We start from the raw sequence: 21,592 nt of genomic DNA, 5'->3' as shown, positions 1-21,592 counted from the left end.
CGAGGACTGAGGAGAAGTACCCCAGAGAGAGACGGCTCTCTACTCATCAAATGCGACTTTGCACGTCGCGCTTCACCGCACACGGCTCCTGAGTGATGTAATCCTGGTTATGGATACAGTACGATCAAATCATGATCTGATTGCTACGGCAAGATAGTTTTCCTTTTACCCCTACATCCCACCATCAGATTTTTTCTGTGGCATTAGGCTTTTAGAGGGCTACTTAGTCTCTATCTTTTACATCGCCCGGCGCTGTCAGCATATCTCTGTCATTACAACAGGGCATTGGCTTCTGCAACCATCCCACACACTCACAGTTTACGGCTAGCAACCTACTTATCTTTAAGGGCTGTGAGAGCTTTACTTCGTTCCGATTACACATTGGTTGAACATGACAGCGTAATGCTTTCCACCGGGTTTTTTGGGCAGTGCTGATAAGTCAATCCGATAATTGCTTATGCCCTATCCTTGCCTTTTGGCTTGGTCAGTCAGCCGTTTGACCATCTATCATAACGGTGGTTCAGACACATTTTTGCTTTCGCTACGCATAAGTTCTGGCTCGACAGCTACCCCATTCGGCTAAGAGTCTTTCTGCCTTTTATCCCCGCTTTATCCTGTTAGTTGCTACCCAACAAAATAGGGGATATGCTTTTACCGCTGCACCTGCGGACTGGGACTTGACTTAATGCCTCACCCAGAAGTGTAATCAGTTATCACTGACTCCTCGGAGTCAGGCTAACCGTCCCTGGATAGGAGTACCTATCCATTTAGGTTAAACGAATCGCACACCGGAATTGATATTAGGGGGCGATCGCCTAGGAGTCAATGGAAAATTTTCCATTGACTTCTGTTGTACGCACAGCTAAAAGTATGTTATGGATTATACTTAAACCACTTTTTACCCTCGTCCTAGACGAACGCTTCGCTTCGCAAATCTCTGTAGTATACTTGTGCTATCCTAACAATTAGCTTGAAAACAAAGTTTCTTAATGTCAGCTAAAGATTTCTTTCACAATACAGTTAAAACATCTCTCGAAAAAGATGGGTGGACAATTACAGACGATCCTCTATTTATTCAAGCTGAGGATATTGATTTTTACATAGACTTAGCAGCAGAGAGAATCCTAGCTGCTGAAAAAACTGGTCAAAAGATAGCAGTAGAGGTAAAATCTTTTCTAGGAGCGTCAGACGTGACTGAGTTTCACATAGCACTTGGTCAATGCCTCAACTACCGTTCAGCCTTGAGATTGACAGAGCCAGAGAGAACTTTGTATTTAGCAATTACAGTTGATATTTACGATGAATTTTTTAGTCGTAAATTTATTCAAAGAGTAATTGCAGAACATCAACTCAAATTGCTTATTTTTAACCCCGAACGAGAGGATATTGTTCTATGGAAGGAATGAATTACCGTGAAGTAGTGCAAACAATTCTTAAAAGTCATGCCAAAAATCGGTCAAATAGCCAGACTGAAGTCCAACTGATATTTGATACGGAACGCGATCGCTATCAAGTTCTTAATATTGGTTGGCAAGATTTAACACGAGTATTTGGATGTATCATTTACGTGGAAATTAAAGATGGCAAAATTTGGATCGAACGGGATGGTACAGAAGTCGGAGTTGCTAACGAATTAGTAGAAGCTGGAGTTCCTAAGCTAGATATAGTTTTAGCGTTTAAAGCTCCCTATAAACGAAAATTTACTGAGTTTGCTGTCAGTTGAAAATGGGAGCGATCGCATTTAGTCATTTTGATAAATATCCCTCTTTACTCTCCTATTAAACATTTGCCACTGATTCGTCACAGTTTATGTTTGTTCGCTCAGCAATTTTTCTTTCAACTCCTGACATTCTTGGGCTAATGGGATGCCTAATTCTGTAGCAATGGATAAGGCATAATCGCAAGTCTCAATAGCTAGAGGGATGTAGCCTAAATCCGCTGACTCATTTTAGCGATCGCTATCTTAATCCGCTCTGTTGCCTCGCTGGTCCAGGTACTAACCCCACTGATGTTACAACAAAGGTCAGGTTCTTCTAAAAAATAGCACCTGCTAACAAAAAGCATGAGTTGCATCCTCCACACAGAGGGTGCAACTTTTTGTGAGAAAGAACAGCTCACGATTGTTACTGAAAGCCACAAAAATCTTTATATTTTAACCCTTCTGTTTCCTAATATTTCCTAATATTCCCTAATATTCCCTAATATCTCCTACTTCTCCCTAATATTTCCTAAATTTTCCTCCAAATTTCACAAATCTTAATTAAGTTAAATTAAATTTCGCTGCTTTTAAATAGATTTTTTGTACTCCAACACCTCTTAAATCCTCCTAGTTAGTGCGCCAGTCGCATAGCAAGCCATGTCAAATAGACGTTATAGGGGGGTAAAAATGAGTAAATCGCCCAAATCGCCCAATTGTCAGAATTTGTGCAAAAGGCAACGACATATATTCGCTTCAGCACAAGTAGCTGACGAATACCTTTCCTCTGGCTACCGCCAGTAAGCAGGACGATCGCTTACTCTTAAAATTGACCAAATGCCACAAAAACACTACACGCCCACTCAAATATCGCATCCAACCAATGCTACTGCCCCTGAAGCGAATGCGATCGCCCTGCCTGACAATTGGGCGCAACCGGATTTTAACTTTGGGGATGCAGTGACAGACAATGAAGAATCTTATATCGTCATAGGTTTGGCAATGGACACACACTTGGACATTTGGAAATACTTGTGTCGCACCCCGAACAATACAGAGCGATTCTTCTGGGAATATCAACTCAGACTTGCTTAAACTTCCAGCACGAAATATTAAGACTTTGTTGAGCGACGGCGATCGCAAACCAGAAACCGTCCTCAACAACAAAGTACGATTGGCTGCAAACCATACTCAACAATGATGCACTTTGCCAACTTTCAAACAACAACATAGTCAAAGGCTACAAGCAATCCAATCCGCAGTATTCACCCTCCCATCAGCCATTTGGATGATAAAAACTGCTCCGGTCACTTCTCACTAATGCGACTTGTGACCGAACAAAACATAAACCGAAAGAAACAGCCTCATCTCCAACAGAATTGCTGAAAATTGAATCAATAAAAGCAATGGATGAATTACGGCGCAAACCTTGCCATCAAGGTTCAGGAATTTGTAATGAGCATCGGTTGCTCAGCATTAAGTTAACTTGATGCCAACAACCGCTTTGACCTAATCCCTTGCTGTTTAACTTGGCCTTAATAAACCATTAGTTAGCCCTAGAAAATTGATGTGCTTACAACTGCAAGTTTCCCCAAAAACAACCTTTCCAAACCCAACGGAAAGACTGAAGTAGTCCGAGTGCGCCTAACCACCTTTGAAAAGGCAGATTTAGTGAAGCGTGCCGCAGAAGCAGGTGAAAAAAACCTGTCTGACTACTTGCGCAAACGCGCTTTTAGCCCTAACCGCACAGTCCCCGCTATCAATGAAGGAACTTGTGTCCAACTGCGAAAAATGAGCGCGCACATTTGCCAAATGACCAAAGGTGTAGAGACAGCAGTAAAAGCAGGGCAGTTACCCAAACAAAGTCTAGAAATTCTGCAAAAATTCAGCAGAATGCTAGGCGAATATCACCAAGAACTAAGAGGCAAAGTCAGGAGAGAACTTTTGAGCAAAACCTGCGAACAAATACCCCCGCTTGTGGATTACCAATAAAGCGATCGCTCAACTAGCTAATAGTCCTGTTTGACAATCTCAAGCGCTGCTGAAAGTTCAAGCTCAAACCTAATGATAACCTCGATTTTCCTCTCCTGAGGTGAGAAAAATGGCGGCAAAACTCTCAACTAAGCCCAACTCCAAAAGACAATTTTCTGCCCCAAAGCGTACTTGGTCTGTCCTAACAGCCACAGATCCCAAACACGTCAAAAAACTCGAACACATTCAGGAAACCCTCGATGCTGCCATAGAAACAATCCAAGAAGAAGGTGGCATTGAGGACTGGGAAGATTTCAAAAACTTCGTTGAATCCTTCAACAAACGACCCGACAGAATCAATGATTCTGGCAATCAGAAAGCTAGTGTCAGCATGGATTTAGTTACTGAAGGAAAAGGAGGCGAGGTATCTGGCTTTGTTTTCTATTTAACTAAAGACCCCAGCCAGAGAACCAGCGGTGTCTATTTAGTTAAAAATTTGAAACAGGCTGGCGTTGAAACGAAAGACAATAACAATTACTATACTCCATCCCAAATTATGGACTTAATCGGGCTGGATGCCAGTGATGAATTAGAGGAGGACGGCATTTCCGAAGAATTTGATGAAGAACTAGATGATGAATTGGAAGATGACTTAAGCGATTTAGAACTAGATAGCGAATTGGAAGATGACTTAAGCGATTTAGAAGAAGATGCAGACTTTCCCAGCCACCATACGCAAACTCGCAAGTCATCGCAGTCCAAACGCCAGCTAGGAAAGTCAGTAGCTTCTCAAAAAAATGCCAGCAAAACGCAAAAAAAGGAGGAAGAAGATAATATTGAAGAACTACTTTCTGATGATGAGAATGCTCCTATCCCCAATGGTGTATTGGGCAAGATAGCTAAAAATCGCAGCGTTCTCAATCAGAATGATAACGGACAATTCAAGCAAAAAGTTGCTGAAAAGCCCGACGCAAAATATCCCTTCCTCGATACCCTTGAAACTGTTCTAAAAGAAACCGATCGTCAAGGTGCAAGTGTCGCTTCTATGGGAAGCGAAATTAACGGATTAACCGTAAGTGGCTTAACCGTCCAAACTGTCTCTTTAATGGGTCTACTTGGAGCCAAGAGTATTGGGGATCTAATTGATTACATTGAACGAGCGAGGGAAAAGGAACAGGCAGAAAAACTTGAAAAAATTCTCGAACAAATTGACTCATTAAACGATCGCGCCGACCGAGTTGCGACTCGTGCTAAACACGCTGATGTCATTTCCGGCATAGAGGCGATAGATACCCGCACTGAAAAACTTGCTGAACGGGCTAAGCAGGTATTAGAACCGCCTGCTGCAACTGAACCAGAGGAATTGGAAACGAGCCAGCCTCAGAGAAGCGATCGCGACATTGAAGCCAAGGTCACCGAGGGAGTTAAAATCAACAATCCCGAAACCAAGGCAGCTCAAATTGGCGAAAAGATTGGCGATCTAGAGAGCAAGCTCAACCCAAACTCCCAGAAATCTAAGCCTCTACAGCTCGATAAAGATACCAGCATCAGCGAACAGTTAGACCAAATTCAAGACTATTTAGGCCACCTCTCAAAGAGGTTGGATCGCCTTGAAAGTATCGTTGACAAACTGGAACATAAAATGACCGTTCAGATGCCTGTTGAATCAGAATTTAATCCTAATTCACAAGGGCCAGAAACTCGTCAAAAAATTCAGCCAACCGTTACTGCACCTAACAGTATCGACAAGGAGGAAAGCGAACCAGAGGATCTTCTTAGTAAAATGGTAGCTCAAACAAAAGTACAGCAGCAGCGAGAAACTGTAGCAGATTGCTTGGTCAATTATGCTTTCGCTACGGGGCAGTCTCCCCAATCGGGTATTGCTTTTGATGGTGGCGGCAGCTTGAATGTAACTGCTGAAAACAACGAAGTTAAAGTTGTTGTAAAAGGCAGCGATAATACCGAAATTTTTTCGGGAACCAAGAATGGATCTCGCTGGAAATTTGAGCCGGATCGGGACAAACTAACTCCTGAAGAAAGAGAAGCCATTTTCAAATTGCCTCAGTCGGAAGAAGAATACAACAAGCTAGCAACTGCCCAGGCTTTAGTTGAAAAGTTTCAGGACACCTTCCCCAAACGCTTTAGCGGGGAAAAAGATCCAGTGTTTCCTTGGAAAGAATCGCGTCGCGAAGACGGCACGACCGGGGCAGTCAAATACGAATTTGAAATCCTGGATCTGCCAGACGGGTCAAAACAACTGATAGGAACTGACCCCCGCCAAGGTGACGCACAAGTGTTCGATGCCGTTCTGGTCAAAGGAAAGCCACCAGACGTTCGGCAGTGCCACATTGCTGTTGAAGAAATGGAAGCTGTAGTCGGCTCCCCAGAGCCACAAAAAACTCAATTTAGAGATTCTCAAGCATCTAAAGACTACAACTATACCTCGCCAGAACGCAAAGAACAGTCGCGAGAAGACCGCAACGAATTGCAAGCTTAAACCACTTTGAGGAAAAATTCAATGCAAAACGATTACTTGAACAACAACTACCGCTCTCATAACGATCGCGCAAGGGTTACTAACCTAGGCATTACCCACAAGCGCCGCAGCCATTTTAGCACATTCATGCGTAAATTCAAGCTCAATAACGCCGATTTAGGCTTCATTGCAATTTGCCTAATTGCAGCCATTTATCTAACTCTTGTCCAGCCCTTATTTGTCAGCGTATTTAGCTGTGCATCTCTGGTGTTCTTCGGACTATGGCAAATTACCCGCAGCGTTCCCATCCTCGAAAAACTGCTGGGCAGCAAAATTCGCTTCTGGCATTTAGCTGTCGCTGTCATAACAGTAACAATGTTCCTGAATAACTTTCAGACCCCAGCACAAGCCATTTTTCTAAGCGGTCTCCAAGCGTTTATGACCAATCTAGCAAGCGAAGCTGGAGCAGCAGGAGGAGGAACAGCCATTGACGAATCAACGATCGTTTTAATTTTCAATGCCATTCGAGGCGTATTTCTCTTGCTAGTAGCCGCCGCAGCTTTATTCGCTTACAACCAAGCGCAGCAAGGCAATGATTGGCGTCCAATTGTCACCCAAATTGCCCTCGCCTTCGGCATTGTGATTGCCATAGACGTAATAACGTTCTTGTTCGTCGGCGACGGCAGCGGTACTACAGCCGGCTTGGTTCCCAACCTTCCTCCGCTGGGAGTGATTACAAGTCTGACCTTTTGGAACTAAGAAAAAGGAGTCACCAATGGCTTTGCAAGATCCAGAAAAAGACTTTATCAGAGTCAATAAAATCCTGGGCAAACAAGCAAGTATCGGGTTTATTCCAGCCAATCAAATTCTACCTTGGTGCTTCTTGACCGCCATTGCATACATCTTAACGATGGGTCTATTTAGCCTGGGACTGGGTTGGTTCTTCACTGTCTCGCTTTGGCTGATTGTAAGCTGGTGGCTCCTAACAGGAAATCAACCCCACCTTTTTACTGACAAGTTCCGCAAGCCCCCCGGAGATGAGTGGTGCAGCGGCGACAGCTTCTATATTTCTCCCATCTCTTCCCTGCGCCCTCCTAGCATCCAAGGCAAGCCTTACGATTCGCAAATGCGGGTCAAATTGAAGCCCAAAATTGTACCCAATCAATATGGTGGAAGGAGCAAATTTATGCCTTTCCAGAATGAAATTAACCTCTGCTGTTTGGTGGAAATTGAAAAAGATGGCAGGCAAGTGTCTGGGATGCTCCTCAATAACGGGACTAACTACCAACTGGTATTTGGATTCCGCCTCCGAGGGCTTCACAACCTACTGTTTAGGAACGAAGTGTCGGCATTTGCAGCTTCTCTTGAAGAAGGAATGAAAGACATCCCACCCAGTGAAAAAATCACTTTCTGCGCCGGCTGTTACAGCAGTGATGCTGCGAGGCAAAAAGAGTTAGAGCAATTGGCTGACACCGCTGAACTCCAACCCGTATCTGTACTGCTCCGAAATGAACAGTACCGCCTCCGCCAACAAACTCATCAAGGTACTAGACAAGTATGGGAGCAAATTGCTTTCTGTACTTGGACGGCCGATAACGAAGGCGAAACCATCTCCAGGGATTTCATTGGCAAAGCCATTGATGGGGTCAAAAAATTGTGCGATTCGATTGTGGAAACCATTGCGGGCAACACGCGAATTTACAGAGAGCAATTTTACACGAAACTGCTACTCAACTCTTTTGAACAAGGATTCCTCCGCTGGGAAATTCTCCTGAATACCAAAATGGGACTCGAAATTAGTCCCATGAATTCATCTGAACTTTGGGAGTGGTTGTGGCAGCGATTTAACAGCAGTAAACCACCGCAAATCCCTCAAGTTGTTAAACTTGAAGAAACGCCTTCGGGCTATCAGCTCAGTGAAATTAAGACGACTGAAAAACACATTTCTACAGTTTTGATTGAAGGAACGAATGGCGTATCCTCCTGCCCCGAACACCGCAAGAGCCACAACCGCGTCTATCTGACGGGAAAGGGAAAAGAATGTGCTGTTCTGACAATGTATGACGCGCCCGCAGGCTGGATTAATACCCGCCAGCAATTGAAATGGATTTGGGAGGTGATGTCCTCAAGCTACGTTCGCGATACAGAAGCTATTGTAGAAATTAGCGCCGGAAATTCCCTTGTAATTAATGATAACTTAGCCCGACAAGCGAAAGGAGCAAAAGCCGCTAGCAGCAGAGCTATAACTAAAGGGCAAGGGCGCGATATTGGCGCTGAAATTAAACAGGAGGAATCTTTCGACGCCCAGCGCCGGCTTTACCAAGGAGCCGTACCCCTCAATGCAGCCGTTGCCTTTTTAGTGTACAGAAACACTGCGGAAGAATTAAGCCAAGCCTGTAACGTACTCTCTAATAGTTTTGGAACTGCGAAAGTCATCCGCGAGCGGAACGTTGCCTGGGATATTTGGCTGCAATGCCTGCCCATTACTTGGAAATGGTTGCTGCATAGCGGTTCATTTTTGAGCGAACGCCGCCTCACCCTCGATACTGAAACTGCTGCTGGAATTCTGCCACTAACAGTTCCCCGCGATTTGGATAAAAAAGGAGTTGAATTTATTACCCATCGAGGCGGAAAGCCAATTTTTATTGACTTGTTCTACAGCCAAATTAGCCGCGCTTTAATTACTGGCGAATCTGGTTCAGGCAAGAGCGTTTTGGGGTGGCGTTTTACCGTTGAAGCTCTGGCGAATAATATCCCTGTTGTCGGGATGGACATCAGCAGCGGGGGTAACAGTACCTTCAAAACCGCGATCGAACTTTTGGGCGACCAAGGCGCATATTACGACATCAGTCAAGGATCTAGCAATTTAGTAGAACCGCCAGACCTCCGCAAGTTCGACAAAGCTGAAAGAGAGCGGCGGATGGAATCTTGGAAAGAATTTATCCGCAAAGCTCTGGTGGCGATCGCAATGGGCAAAATTCACCATCCCCACTTAGCCCAGCGGGTAGATTCAATTATCCTGCGAATGCTCGATATGTACCTTAGAGATCCAGAAATCATCGCTCGCTACAACAAGGCATTTGAAAGAGGGTGGCAATCTCCCGAATGGCAGCAAATGCCAACTCTCCAAGATTTGCTGAGGTTTTGCAGCAAAGAAAGGCTCAACCTCAAATCGTTTGAAGAACTGGATAAGCTAGCCATCAATCAAATCCTCAGCCAAGGAAATGCTTTGCTAACATCCCGCTTGGGAAAAGCGATCGGTCAGCCCAGCACGTTTTCGCCGGAACCTGCTGTTAAGTTCTTTGCCCTATCGGGACTGTCTAACGAACAAGATGCCTATTTAATGGCAATTAACGCCCATGCTGCTTGCATCCGCAACGCTCTTTCTCACCCCAAAAGCTTATTTATTGGAGATGAATTGAGCGTCCTACTCAAAAAAGATGGTTTTGCATCAGTTGTCGGCGAACTCTGCGCCACTGGCAGAAAAGATGGCATAGCTGTCTTGCTATTGAGCCAAGATTTTGATGCTATCTGCGAATGTTCCGCAGGAGCACAAATTCTGCAAAATATGGTCTACCGAATTACCGGAAGAATAACCAATTCTGGGGTGGCAGCCGCTCACAAATATTTGGGGTACGACCCGCAAATTATCAGTTCAAATGCAACGGAATCTTTTCTGCCAAGAGCTGCTGACCTCTACTCGTGCTGGCTGATTGAGAAAGGAGGAAGATTTTGGCGATCGCGATTCTACCCCGGAGAGATGATGTTGGCATCAGTTGCTAACAATCAAAATGAAAAAGAAGCCCGAGATCGCATCATGGCTCAATATCCTCCTACCCTCAAAGGGCAGCTTCAAGGGCTAAAGCATTTCACCCAAGAATACATTGCAGCAGTGAAAGAAGGAAAAGGCTTTGACCACATTGGTCAAAATTTAGAAATTACTACCATAGCTGCCAATGCTCAGCAAAAAATGGCATCCGATTTTCACAGCAACAATTCTCAAGTTTTTGCAAAACTACCAAAATAACTCCCATGAAATACCGACTTCAATTGATGCAGCAACCTGCTACAAAACTCGCAGCAGTTTCCCTGTTAGCCAGCTTGGAATTAATCGTTCAAGTTAAACCAAGTTTAGCTCAAGCAACTCCTCCTTTCGTGCCCGGTACACAAGAAACGGCTGTGAAAGCTCCAACCCCAAGCGTTTTCGTGCCAAGTACACAAGAAGCGGCCATGAAAGCTCCAGCCCCAAACGCTTTCATCCCAAGTACACAAGAATCGGCTGTGAGATATCCAGCCCCAACTGCGGGAAGTTTCTTAGCTCCCATTGAAGATGTTTTCAAACAAGTCAACGATTTTATCGGCGACATCCAAGGTTTCGTGCAAAACGAGCTATTTGGCTCTTTAAACGAACTCCTTTCCTCTTCTCTCGGAGCTATCGAAATTCCTGATTTGAGCCAAGTCAGCAGCCAAATTATTAAAGCTCCAACATCCCAGACAGAAGGAACGAAACTGTCAGATTTACTCGAAACTAAGTCGAGCAAATTAGACGGCAAAGGTTCATATACCATCATGTCTGACTTAGACGCTCAAGCTCAGCGCAGCGCCGCTATCGGCATAGCTGACGGAGCAACCCTCAGCAAAGAAGCTCAAAACAACAGCTTCCAAGTGTTAGAAGCAACTCGACAAGATACCGAACAAAACGTCCAATTGGGCGAAGAATCGCAGAGCCTCGACGTTACTCAACAAATTCTCCAAAACCTCTCGCAGCAGACCGCATTGGGCGCACAAGTCCAGATGCGAAATTTACAGGAAGCTCAGCAAGCTCGCACAGATCGGGCCATTAATAACGTGCTGCTGTCGCAAGCTGCTAAGGAAATATCCGCGCTCAACACGGGCGATCGCCGAGGCAGCACAGCGTCTGGAAACCAAGCCAGCTACCAGGCGGGAATGCTGATGCTCCCCGGCGGCGGCTACTTGGGAAAACCGAGTGGCAGCAGCACAACCCCGATTTCAACTAACAGGTTCGCCGCTCCCGATTAATGCTCCGAGCAGTTAAATTGAATCGGCGATCGTCTCTTGGCTTAGCAAAGATTTTGACAACACAAATTGAGCGTAGCTGTTGACTGTATCGCTCTAAAAAAAATTGTCAAGCATCGCTCTTAAAAAGTTTGTCAAGCGCTTCTAACACGGCTGGCTTGAATGCAAAGTTGGGGAGCAAGCAGACATCACCGATGACTATTGCCTAGTTTGCGTGCAGACTGACCGTGTTGTTGAATACAAAGTTGAAGTTTTTCCCATAAACAAATGAGAGAATTTCTAGCACAAATTACATCACCGACAAGTGGTGCAGAAGGGTCATCTTTGGACATTGTGAGCGAGTCAATTAACCTGGCTAAGACTACCTCAGAATCTTGGGACAAAGTTTGGATTAGCACCATTGACCCGATCGCTTCTGGGCTGTGGGTCGGTCTAGTATCGCTCGGCATCACCCTAGCAGCCGTCAGCATCCTCTTCTTAACTCTAAGCAGCGGGAAAGACATTATCGAAAAGCAGTCATGGTCAGAACTGGCAGCACTGTTCGTCTGGCCGCTCGTCATCATGCTGTTCCTCGGCGCTAACGGCAAATTGCTAGCAAATACCGTCATTTTTACCAGGAGCTTTGCTTACAGACAAGTCCAAGGTGTCCTCGAAGCGCAACTAGGAGAAATGACATTTAGGGACGCTATCGCCAACGTCACTATCAGCAACATCGGCCGGCAACAACTCGAAAATCTCTACGGCGAATGCCGAAATAAAGTAGGAGAAGAACTGGTTACTTGCTGGAATTCCAAGCAAGAAGCTGCTCAGAAAATTGTTAGCGAAGCTGAAAGGCAAGCCGCCGGCTCAGCCCCTCTGCAAGCGCTGCGGGCTTTTGCTGAAATCCTCTGGAATAATAGCTTGCCCGGCGCTGCTCAAGATGCCGCGACTTTTATAACTGACCCCGGTTCAGTGTTTAGAGAAAAAGCAGTGCCAATCATCCGATTCATTCTATATAGCATCCAGTGGGCGTTTGTCAACATCCTTGAAGCAGCGCTCTTACTAACAGCACTCTTTTCGCCGATCGCGATGGGGCTGTCGCTACTTCCCTTGCAGGGCCGACCGATTTGGGCTTGGGCAACTGGATTTCTGAGTTTATTTGGCGTCCAACTTGGATATAACATCGTCGTCGGATTGGCAGCCACCGTGCTAGTCAATTCTGGAGCCGAATTAGCTAGCGATGTTGCCTTTCTCTTTTTAATCAGCATTTTCGCACCCGGATTAGCTCTATTAATCGCCGGCGGAGGAGGAATTGCCCTGTACAGCGGCATCGCTAGCAATGCCAAACAACTCATCGATGTTTTGAGCAACGCTATAGGAGCAGCCGCTAATTTGGCAATGAACAAAGGATTTAAGTGATGTCACTAATTACCGAAAGATTTTATGAAACTACAAAGATTTTCACAGTCTGCATTGTTGCCAGAAGCTAAAAATATACTGGCATTGTGCTTCCTCATCCTAACTGGAGTAAATATCCTCGCCCTAATTCTGCACCTCTTCGTCGCGTACCGAATCAACTCGGTAGCTGCTATGAAGACAACGCAAGTCCAGCTAATCAACGGTCAAACTTACTACGTAGCGGAACGAGACAGGTTTTTTCGGTATCCCTCAGTTATCCAAAATTTTGTCAAAACTTGGGCCGAGTTAACCTTCAACTGGGACAATAAAATACCAGGAACTAACGATACAGATTCAGGAATTAAAGTCAATTCCAAACGAGTTCCTACCAGCAGCTATTTTGCTTCGTTACTCCTAGAACCCAATTTTGGCAAAGCTTCTCTCCCTGACATAGCTGAACTCGTCCCCAATAAAGTTTTTACGGGTCAATTGCGAGCAACAGTCATCATTTCTTTTTTATCCGAACCCAGAGAAGTCCGTCCGGGCGAATGGGAAATTGACATGATTGCTACCCGGTTGCTCGTCGATCGCACGTCAGGAATCGATGAAAGAATTCCTTTCAATCGCACTTTCCGAATCAAAGCTGTAGAAATCCAAACCCCGCCGCTAGGTAGCCAAGCCTCAGCTTTTGAACAAAAAGTTTATGAGCTTCGCTCGGCGGGCTTAGAAATCAACAAAATTACCGAATTTAAACCCAATTAATAGCAGGTAAAAACATGAACGAAAAAGAACTTCAAAATTGGCGCGAATTTGATGGCGAACCCGATGAAATTGAAGAAAGTTCCTACAGTACGCCGCCTAGCAGCACAACTAGCCACCCTTTTAATGGCAACAACTCCTCTAATGCAGCCAATAACTTTTCCAACAGTTCTAACGGTTTTCAGGCAGCTAACGCTCCTAATGGCCCTATCCGCAATGGCAAAAAGTTGAGCCGTGAGGAGGAAAGAGAATTGGCAGGGCATGACGGAGACGCCGATGAATTATTGACCTCCGAGCACAGAATTAAACAGGACAGCGAAGGAGCAGAAACCCGCTCTGTTTCTGAGAAGCCCGAAGTTCGGACGTTTTCAGTATTAATGGGTACTGGCGCAGTTCTCGGCATCTTGGGATTCTTTTGGTTTGTGTTCTTTGCTCCTAAACCTGTCCGCCAACAGGCAAAGACGCCCAACCCTAAACCGACTCAAGTTTCTAAAGACGAGTCAGGAGAACTAAAAAGCCGGCTGGCATTTCAAGATCAGCAGCGGGCGCTAGAAGTTCAGCCGCCTGAACCTAAAAATCGATCGACCCCTGCTTCCAAACCGACGCCTGCACCAAAACCTGCACCAGCCGCTAGAAGGTCTCAAACCCCAAGGCCGGTTCAAAACTTTAATCCGCCGCCGCCAAGGACGGTACAGACCATTCCTCCTCCACCGCCGCCATTACCGCGCCCTGCACAGCCGCCTGCACCGCCCCCGCCGCGCCCTCGTCCGACGCCATTACCGCGCCCTGTGTCGCCACCCGCACTGCTGGCACTTCGACCTGCGCCACCACCCCGGTCGCCTTCACCAGAAAAAGTAGACCCTTACGAGCGCTGGGCGCAATTAGCTTCTCTGGGGCAAAGCAGAGGTCAAGCAGTTAAAGAGCTAAATGCTGAAGGTATTTCTGCCAGTTCCGCAACTTTTCCTAGCGCAATCGCGCCGGGGATGACAGCGGCAAACTACCCTGCCGTGCCGCCCGCAATGCCAGTACCGGCACCACCGCCCAGTGCAGTAGCAATTGCGCCAGTAGCAGCACCGGTACCATTGTCCCAACAGCAGCCGGTGCCGCCGATTTCTCAAAACCCGCAGCCAGTGCTAGTCAGTTCGCCAAAAAGCCCACAATCGGCTGCACCAATGCAAGAGATACCCGCGATCGCAATTGGAGCTGCTGGCTCGGCTGTAAACGCCAAGGCCATGAGCCCTGGAGAAGCTGGAATCCTCAACCGCACGACCGGCGAAAACACTGAAGGCAGCACAGCAATGAGAGAGATAGCCATCGGGTCATCTGCTCTTGCCAAGGTAATCGTGCCGATGATTTGGGACGAAGCAGGTCAAAGCCCGACAGCCGGAAGGTTTGCCGTCCAATTGACCGAGGACATAATGGCAACTGATGGGGCGATCGCCTTACCGTCCGGCACCGTCTTAATCACTCAAGTAGAAAATGTCACGCGCGGAAATCGACTGGTTTCTCAAAGCGTGGTGGCGCTTGTTTACCCCGATTCTGCTGGTCGCATCCAACAAGTACCCATTCCTCCCGGATACTTAATCGTTCGCGGAATCGATAACCAACCTCTCATTGCCGACAGTTTATTTAACAGAGGTTCTGAAATAGCCAAGGCTGATATTTTAGTGGGAATTCTCGGCAGCTTGGGGCGGGTAGGAGAAATAATTAATCGACCCGCCCAAGAAACTTTCAGCCAGCAGAGCGGCTTTTTTGGAAGTACGGCTGTTAAAACAACAACCTCGTCTGAACCTAACATTTTAGCAGCCGCTTTAGAGGGATTCTTTACACCTACTGCCCAACGGTTGCGAGAAAGATCGGATCGCAACGCGCAAGAACTTTTGAAGCGAGGCAACGTGGCGATCGTACCAGAAGGAACTCAAGTTTCGGTATTTGTCAATGCCTTTGTCACAGTGCAGAGATAACGGAGTTGACATCCTCCCCGCCCTAAAGGAACGGAGATTCCAAGAATCACTTCTTGGACTTCCTCTTTCCACGACTCGGCTTACTCACACCGGGCTTTATACAAAAATCTTGGAGGTAATATAACCATGAAAAAACTCACTCGGAAAATTCGTCTGGCTTTACTTTCTCCTGCCTTACTAATTGCCACTGCATTCAGCAATGTCGATATTGGGCAAGCTCAAACATCGGCCCTAAAAATTGTAGGAAGAGATGCAGCAACAAATGCAACTACCAACCTTCAAGTGTGGTCTGGCCGTTCCAGCGTTATTGACTTTAGCCAGACTGGTGAAGTCATTATGTACATCCGGTTGGCAGATCCGTCCAGGGCTGTCTTTAACACTGATGCTGAATTAAAAACTAACCAAGCTAGAACCATATTTGTCCAACCGATTCAACCCTTACAATTCCCTGGCGCTACAACAGCAAACATTACTAACCTGTTTGTTAAAACTCGCTCTCCTGAAGGAATTGAACGCCTTTATACTTTCAATGTCGTTCACCGGGACGGGCAACCTACTAATAATGGCATTGCCATCTCTACGGTAGTGCCCGGGCAGGAGCCAAGCGTAACTTTAGCAGACAATCGAACGGCGACGATCGGCGACATCGAACGGGGATTAGGCATTGCTATCCGAAGAGGTTACACGCCTCCCAACGACCCTGTAGTTTTTAAAGTTCGAGAGTTCATCGCTCTAGCTCGAAATGGTACGGGTATTGCTAAAGCTGCTGAAACAACTAATCTATCAATGTCTGTTGTTATTTCATTGGGGCAGTTAGGGTTGAGTCGCGAACCTGTGTTTGAAATTCCCAAAACGTCATCTTTTTCGCCCTCTCCTTTAACTCTGATTCCAGGAAATTAAACCCGTTTACTCGACCCAATATTCCAACTTCGTATCGGGAACGTTATCCCTCTTCTTTGAAACAGAAATGTTTCTTTACATCAATTGGGAATGCGATCGCCTTCGGGAATGACTCGAAGTTCGTTACCAGGCTGGTGAAGTGTTAGCAAATGAAGGCAATCAATAAAAATTTGACTGCGTTCGAGAAGCCGATGGTAAGTTCATATAAAAATATTGCCTCACTCTAAACTCTAGCCGAGTCGCAAGTGAGGCTGTTGGATGAGTCAAAGCGAACAGTTAGTCAGAAAAACAACCTTAGAATCCCCATTCTGAACGTTTTTCTTTAACCAGAACGCTTCTTACAAATCAAATAACCGGGGTCTTTTGACAGTTATGACCACCGATCCTAGTCATAGTCAGAGCCCTTTTGGGAGCCGGAATTTTTAGCCCTTTTGGGAGCCAAAAATTTTAGTGTTAGTCCTTGCCGAAATTTTTAGCCCCTTTGGGAGCCAAAAATTTTAGCGTTAGTCCTTCAATAATACCAAATCAGAAGCTCTAAATCAACAGATATGTTCTGGTAATCGTGTCTGCGAGTGACTGCCGAGCACCGACCCACAAACATATTAAATTGATGTAGAGCGCCCCATACGTGCTTTTTGTCCAAAAAAACACGGTGTTCTTGTCTTTCTGGACCTGTGACTGGTAAAATAAGTATCAATGTTGGCACTCCTGACTCGCTCACGCTTGCTATGTACCCCCTGAAGCTCGAACTCAAACTCAACAATGCTGAACGTACCCTAATGGCGCGACACTGCTGTAGCAGAGTTGATAGCGATCGCTGACATTTACCCCCAGCCCTGCCACCGCCACTACTGGGTGAGCGATCGCAACGGCCCCACAGCCCTGCGATTTATTTTGTGATGCGAGAAAGCTTTGTAACCAGCAAGCCCATCAACCTGACAAGCACAATGGACTGACCGTAACAGGTGGAGACAGATCGCCCCCATGTCTGGCAAGAAAATCTGCGATAATCAAAGCCTTGAGGTTAATGCAGGCTCTAATAACCTTAGCGACAGACCCAACGCGAAGTTAAAGCAATCGCAACGGTCACATAAGTCATCTACAGAACCCCGGCTCTGCCGAACAAAATTTTACGAAGAATGCCCCAGTAGTGCAATCACAGATACGGTCTATACGGCTGGAGTCACTGGTATGGATTTCTGGGAAATAAGCGAAACCAGTTTAAATGGTTGCAAAGATTTTTCCAAAGGTCGAGTGGAATTGCAAATCCGCGATCGCTTTGACCTAACAGACTTTGCTGAAATTGCCTATCAAGCTAAGGAAATTATCGCCCAGAACTTCGGAGAAGAAACCCTCAAACTGCACTACGCACTGGCAATGATTGCCTTCCGCAAACCCGAAGCCGGGAGAGAGGAAATTACAGTATCAGCATCTAAACTCCTAGCTGACTTTGGTGAAAATAATAAAAAGAAACACTACATCCCAAAAGCCGAACGAGACGCCAATAGCCAGCCAGCCCGATACCTTTCTAAAGAAGAAAAACTAAGAGCCTTAGTTCATCATGGATATCTACTAAAGCGATTAGAAGTTTCCGTTAAATCTTGGCGGATACGCAATAAAACATTTACTATTGAACGCTCCAATCTCTGGGATATTTTTCAAATTACCGAGGTGTTTCATCAACAAGACAAAAACACCTTAATCGATATTGAAATCACTTATCGCCCTGGCAAATGGTTTGACAAATTTGCAGGTCACGAATACTTGCGGGAATTTGGCTACATTACCAGCGAGGCGCTAAAACTAGATTGTTACCAGGAAAAAATGGCCCTCAGACTGGCTTATTTTGCCCTATTTGCCCTGCAACAACACAAAAACGGTCGGTATCAAATAGAGACGCTGCTGACACGAACTGGGTATAAAAACGATATAGAGACAGCCAAGAGAAAGGGAGTTGTTGCCTCGAATTTAAAACGCAGCTTCGATCGAGGGCTGAAAACACTGGGAAATTTTGAATACCCGTACCTCTTTGACTACGAGCCCGATGTCCCTGACTGGGCGCATCCAAACAGCAAAGTTAAAAAGCCCAATCACTGGTTTGAAACCTGGCTACAGCTTAACGGGACTTTACGCCAGCCAGAAGCGCTACCCAAACACCCACAACAACCCGAACCAAAACCAGAGCAACCGCAACCGCCCAAAAGACCCGCCCACAAGCAGAAGCCAGCTCAGCCAGCAGCCAACCTAACCGAACCCATAGCTTTTGGTCAATGGGTGAGAGAAGCTCGGAAAACTATGGAAGAAAGCCTGAGAACAATGGCAAAAGAGCTGGGGATCTCAGCATCCCAGCTATCTCAGATTGAGAACGGCTGCTATCCACATACCATCAAGCCCAGCCTGAAAACCAAGATAATTCGTCACCTTGGCTTAAATGAGTAACTAGCCAACCAGAAGGCATCGTGGCTCCAGCGGAAAGACTCCCAGTTCAGGGGGTCTTTTTAGCATTTTGAGCAGCAGAGTGTTTAAACAGCTAAACACCTAAAAGATTGGCAAATTTGCTTGAATCTCTTATCTGACAATAGTTTCAGCGCCTAAACACTTTGGGGGTATTCGGAAAAGTTTTGGGGGTATTCGGAAAAGTTTTGGGGGTATTCGGAAAAGTTTTAAATTTGAAACCTTTGCCCTGTATAGCTTTCAGCGCCTAAAAATCTCCTGAGTAGTTTGAGTAGTTTGAGGGAGTGTCACTAACCGCAGCAGCCGAGTCAGACAGGCTGAGGATTGATTTCAAATTCTGCCAAATCTAAAACGTGACGAGAGAATTTTATCTGAGGTGCTGGAAGCATTGCCGTCAAACCAAACACACGGGAATTGCCTGCAGCCTTGCTGACACCAGAGAAACACCCCTACCCCTACTCACAACCCCCTCAACCCCGCCTGACCCCTTCTGGCTCAAGCCCTTCCATTTGACCAACACCGGAGGTGTGCTGTGAACGCGCCCATCTCCCCACTGTCCGAATGGCTGGCTTCGGGCATAGACCCCGACCTCATCGCCCTCAACGTCCAAATCCTCTCAGGCGACACCCCGTACCAATACCTCCTGTACGAAATCAACGCCGCCTCCGGCAGAGTCCACCCCGACGCACAATGGCGGTGGGCCAGAAAACACTACAGCCACATCGAACACGGTGGCTGGTGGTGTTCAGGCCTAGACCCCCTCAACAACTGGCAGCCCATGTATTGGGGCTGCTTCAAACCCTATCAGCCCCGCAACAGCTTCGACCCAAACGGTAAAACCAAGCCCGTCAAATACGAACACCCCCCCAAAACCCCCACCAGAGCCTTCTTCCTGCAAGTCCCAGACCACATCTGGGCAAAAGTCGCAGCACGCTACGGTGTCCCCATCGACAACTCAGACAGACAACTTGGCTTCTGGCAATGGGTATGGGACAACAACATCCCGGTCATCATCGTCGAAGGCGTAAAAAAAGCCGGATGCCTACTCACACTCGGCTACGCCGCCATCGCCCTCCCCGGTGTCACCGGCGGTGTCAGAACCAAAACCCCTCAAGGGGAAAAATGCGACCCCTACCTCATCCCCGAACTGCAACACTTCGCCACAGAGGAACGTGAAATCTACATCTGCTTCGACCGCGACAGCAAACGCCAAACCATCCAAAACGTCAACCGGGAAATTAGCAAACTCGGCCGCCTGTTCACAGCCGCCAATTGCCCCGTCAAAGTCATCAACCTGCCAGGACCAGAAAAAGGCGTTGACGATTTCGTGGTATCCAAAGGCGAGGATGCCTTCAGCGCCCTCAAAAATGAAGCGCAAGGCTTCCAATTCTGGCTCGCTAGGGAATCATGGCTTTTAACCTATCCCGCGTCTTTAAAGCTAAATTCTCGCTATCTGGGAAAACTCCCCTATCCAGAGTCCGGGTTAGCCTGCATCAAAGCCCCCAAAGGCACGGGCAAAACCCAAGCCCTCACCAACTTAGTCTCACAATCCCTTTCCACAGGCGATCGCCGCGTGCTGATAATTACCCATAGGATTCAACTGGGTAGGGCTATCTGTGCCAGCTTAGGAATCAACTACATCGACGAAACCAGAGACTCAGCCTTTGGTAAACTGTTCGGATACGGCTTGTGCATAGACAGCCTCCACCCATTGTCTCAAGCTAATTTTAATCCTGAAGACTGGTCCGGTGCGATCGTCATCATCGATGAGTGCGAACAAGTCATTTGGCACGCCTTAAACAGTTCAACTTGCCGCGAAAACCGAGTCGCTATCTTGCAAACTCTGCAAGAACTCATCCACAACGTTTTGACAAGTGGAGGCTTAGTTGTTGCCCAAGATGCAGATTTATCGGATTACAGCATTGACTACTTAATAGCGATAGCAGGTATCCCTATTTCCCCTTGGGTTGTTATCAATGAGTGGCAGCCAAAACGCGGGCGAGATGTGACTTTTTTTGCCACTTCTAACCCGGCTTCTCTGTATGTTCAAATGGAGAAGATTCTCTCTCAAAAAGTCACTTGCTGCGACATTGAAAGCCGTGCAGAATTTTGTCCTAAAGAGCAATACCGACCGCGTATTATGGTTGTAGAAGACTCACAAAAAGTTACAGGAAAATGGTCTTGTCGCAACCTTGAGACCCAACTGCAACGGCGCTTTCCGAATTATCGAATTCTTAGGATTGATAGCGAATCAGTAGCAGATCCAAATCATCCGGCTTATGGCTGCATTGAGCAACTCAATGCTCAGATAAAAAACTACGATATTATCATCGCCAGCCCTACGATTGGCACTGGGGTGAGCATCAATATCCGAGGTTACTTTACAGCAGTTTTTGGCATCTTTAAAGGGGCGGTAGCCGTCAATGACGCTTTGCAAGCTCTAGCCCGTGTAAGGGATGAAAATGTGCCTTGGTTTGTTTGGACTCAACAATTTGGTTTCGGCAAAATTGGCAATGGCAGCGCTAGTTATCGAGCAATAATTAAATCTCAGCAGAAAGTCATTAAAACTAATATCAAACTGTTGCACGGTGTGGATTTTGACATAGATATCTCTCACGACCCTGTTCACTTGCGGACTTGGGCTTTAATGGCAGCTAGAATCAACGTTGGAATGTGGAACTACAGAGAGGCTATTTTGGAGGGATTGAAGGCTGAAGGGCATCAGATAACATTGTGTCGAGAGACTCAATTACATCAGGAGATTAAAGTTATACAAATGCAAAAATTGGTGGCTCACAATTGCCAAGACAGGGATTTATTGGAACAGCTAACTGAGCAAGCGCAAAAATTAGAAGAGGAGTTGGAAAACTTAGAAAATGTAGCTAATTGTCTTAGTGATGAGGCCAAAATAATCAGAGAAGAGAATAAGGTAGCTGAGGCTTCAGGAGTTGCCAATGC

The 21,592-nt window shown here is 46.4% G+C and carries 15 protein-coding genes; all 15 read left to right on the top strand.

Going from position 1 to position 21,592, the window contains the following annotated elements; translation table 11 throughout:
- Window positions 1-989: 989 nt before the first annotated feature.
- Window positions 990-1,406 carry a XisH family protein gene (locus QUB08_RS28515; RefSeq protein ID WP_015211743.1) on the top strand — a complete coding sequence of 139 codons (417 nt, stop codon included), beginning with the start codon at window positions 990-992 and terminating at the stop codon, window positions 1,404-1,406.
- Window positions 1,394-1,723: a XisI protein gene (locus QUB08_RS28510; RefSeq protein WP_333229212.1), complete on the top strand. Its 330-nt coding sequence runs from the start codon at window positions 1,394-1,396 to the stop codon at window positions 1,721-1,723. The genes QUB08_RS28515 and QUB08_RS28510 overlap by 13 nt, the downstream gene beginning before the upstream one ends.
- 810 nt (window positions 1,724-2,533) lie before the next feature.
- Window positions 2,534-2,791: a hypothetical protein gene (locus tag QUB08_RS28505; RefSeq protein ID WP_333229210.1), complete on the top strand. Its 258-nt coding sequence runs from the start codon at window positions 2,534-2,536 to the stop codon at window positions 2,789-2,791.
- A 474-nt stretch (window positions 2,792-3,265) separates the two neighbouring features.
- Entirely contained in the window at window positions 3,266-3,688 is a 423-nt protein-coding gene (locus QUB08_RS28500) for a plasmid mobilization protein (RefSeq protein WP_333229208.1), read from the top strand.
- A gap of 109 nt (window positions 3,689-3,797) precedes the next feature.
- Window positions 3,798-6,164, top strand: coding sequence for a hypothetical protein (locus QUB08_RS28495; RefSeq protein ID WP_333229206.1), 2,367 nt, complete (start codon window positions 3,798-3,800; stop codon window positions 6,162-6,164).
- Window positions 6,165-6,185: 21 nt separating this feature from the next.
- Complete coding sequence (locus QUB08_RS28490) at window positions 6,186-6,902, top strand: hypothetical protein (protein WP_015211738.1); 717 nt, start codon at window positions 6,186-6,188, stop codon at window positions 6,900-6,902.
- Window positions 6,903-6,918: 16 nt separating this feature from the next.
- Complete coding sequence (locus tag QUB08_RS28485; RefSeq protein ID WP_333229204.1) at window positions 6,919-10,170, top strand: hypothetical protein; 3,252 nt, start codon at window positions 6,919-6,921, stop codon at window positions 10,168-10,170.
- A gap of 5 nt (window positions 10,171-10,175) precedes the next feature.
- A complete protein-coding gene (locus QUB08_RS28480; protein WP_333229202.1) occupies window positions 10,176-11,183 on the top strand; it encodes a hypothetical protein in 1,008 nt (335 codons plus the stop codon).
- 264 nt (window positions 11,184-11,447) lie between these two features.
- Complete coding sequence (locus QUB08_RS28475) at window positions 11,448-12,578, top strand: hypothetical protein (RefSeq protein ID WP_333229200.1); 1,131 nt, start codon at window positions 11,448-11,450, stop codon at window positions 12,576-12,578.
- A 24-nt stretch (window positions 12,579-12,602) separates the two neighbouring features.
- Window positions 12,603-13,319: a hypothetical protein gene (locus tag QUB08_RS28470; RefSeq protein WP_333229198.1), complete on the top strand. Its 717-nt coding sequence runs from the start codon at window positions 12,603-12,605 to the stop codon at window positions 13,317-13,319.
- A 14-nt stretch (window positions 13,320-13,333) separates the two neighbouring features.
- Window positions 13,334-15,280 (top strand): hypothetical protein, encoded by a 1,947-nt coding sequence (locus QUB08_RS28465; protein ID WP_333229196.1) that lies wholly within the window; start codon window positions 13,334-13,336, stop codon window positions 15,278-15,280.
- Between the two features lie 126 nt (window positions 15,281-15,406).
- Complete coding sequence (locus QUB08_RS28460; RefSeq protein WP_333200606.1) at window positions 15,407-16,180, top strand: hypothetical protein; 774 nt, start codon at window positions 15,407-15,409, stop codon at window positions 16,178-16,180.
- A gap of 674 nt (window positions 16,181-16,854) precedes the next feature.
- A complete protein-coding gene (locus QUB08_RS28455; protein WP_333200604.1) occupies window positions 16,855-17,001 on the top strand; it encodes a hypothetical protein in 147 nt (48 codons plus the stop codon).
- Window positions 17,002-17,371: 370 nt separating this feature from the next.
- Entirely contained in the window at window positions 17,372-18,619 is a 1,248-nt protein-coding gene (locus QUB08_RS28450) for a helix-turn-helix transcriptional regulator (RefSeq protein ID WP_333229194.1), read from the top strand.
- Between the two features lie 547 nt (window positions 18,620-19,166).
- Window positions 19,167-21,592: plasmid replication protein, CyRepA1 family (locus QUB08_RS28445; protein WP_333229192.1), on the top strand; the 2,426-nt coding region annotated here is incomplete at its 3' end.

It is taken from the genome of Microcoleus sp. BR0-C5, from assembly GCF_036705045.1.
Taxonomy (GTDB): Bacteria; Cyanobacteriota; Cyanobacteriia; order Cyanobacteriales; family Microcoleaceae; genus Microcoleus.
The sequence above is the reverse complement of the archived record's forward strand: the minus strand, read 5'-3'. Positions and strand labels throughout refer to the sequence as shown.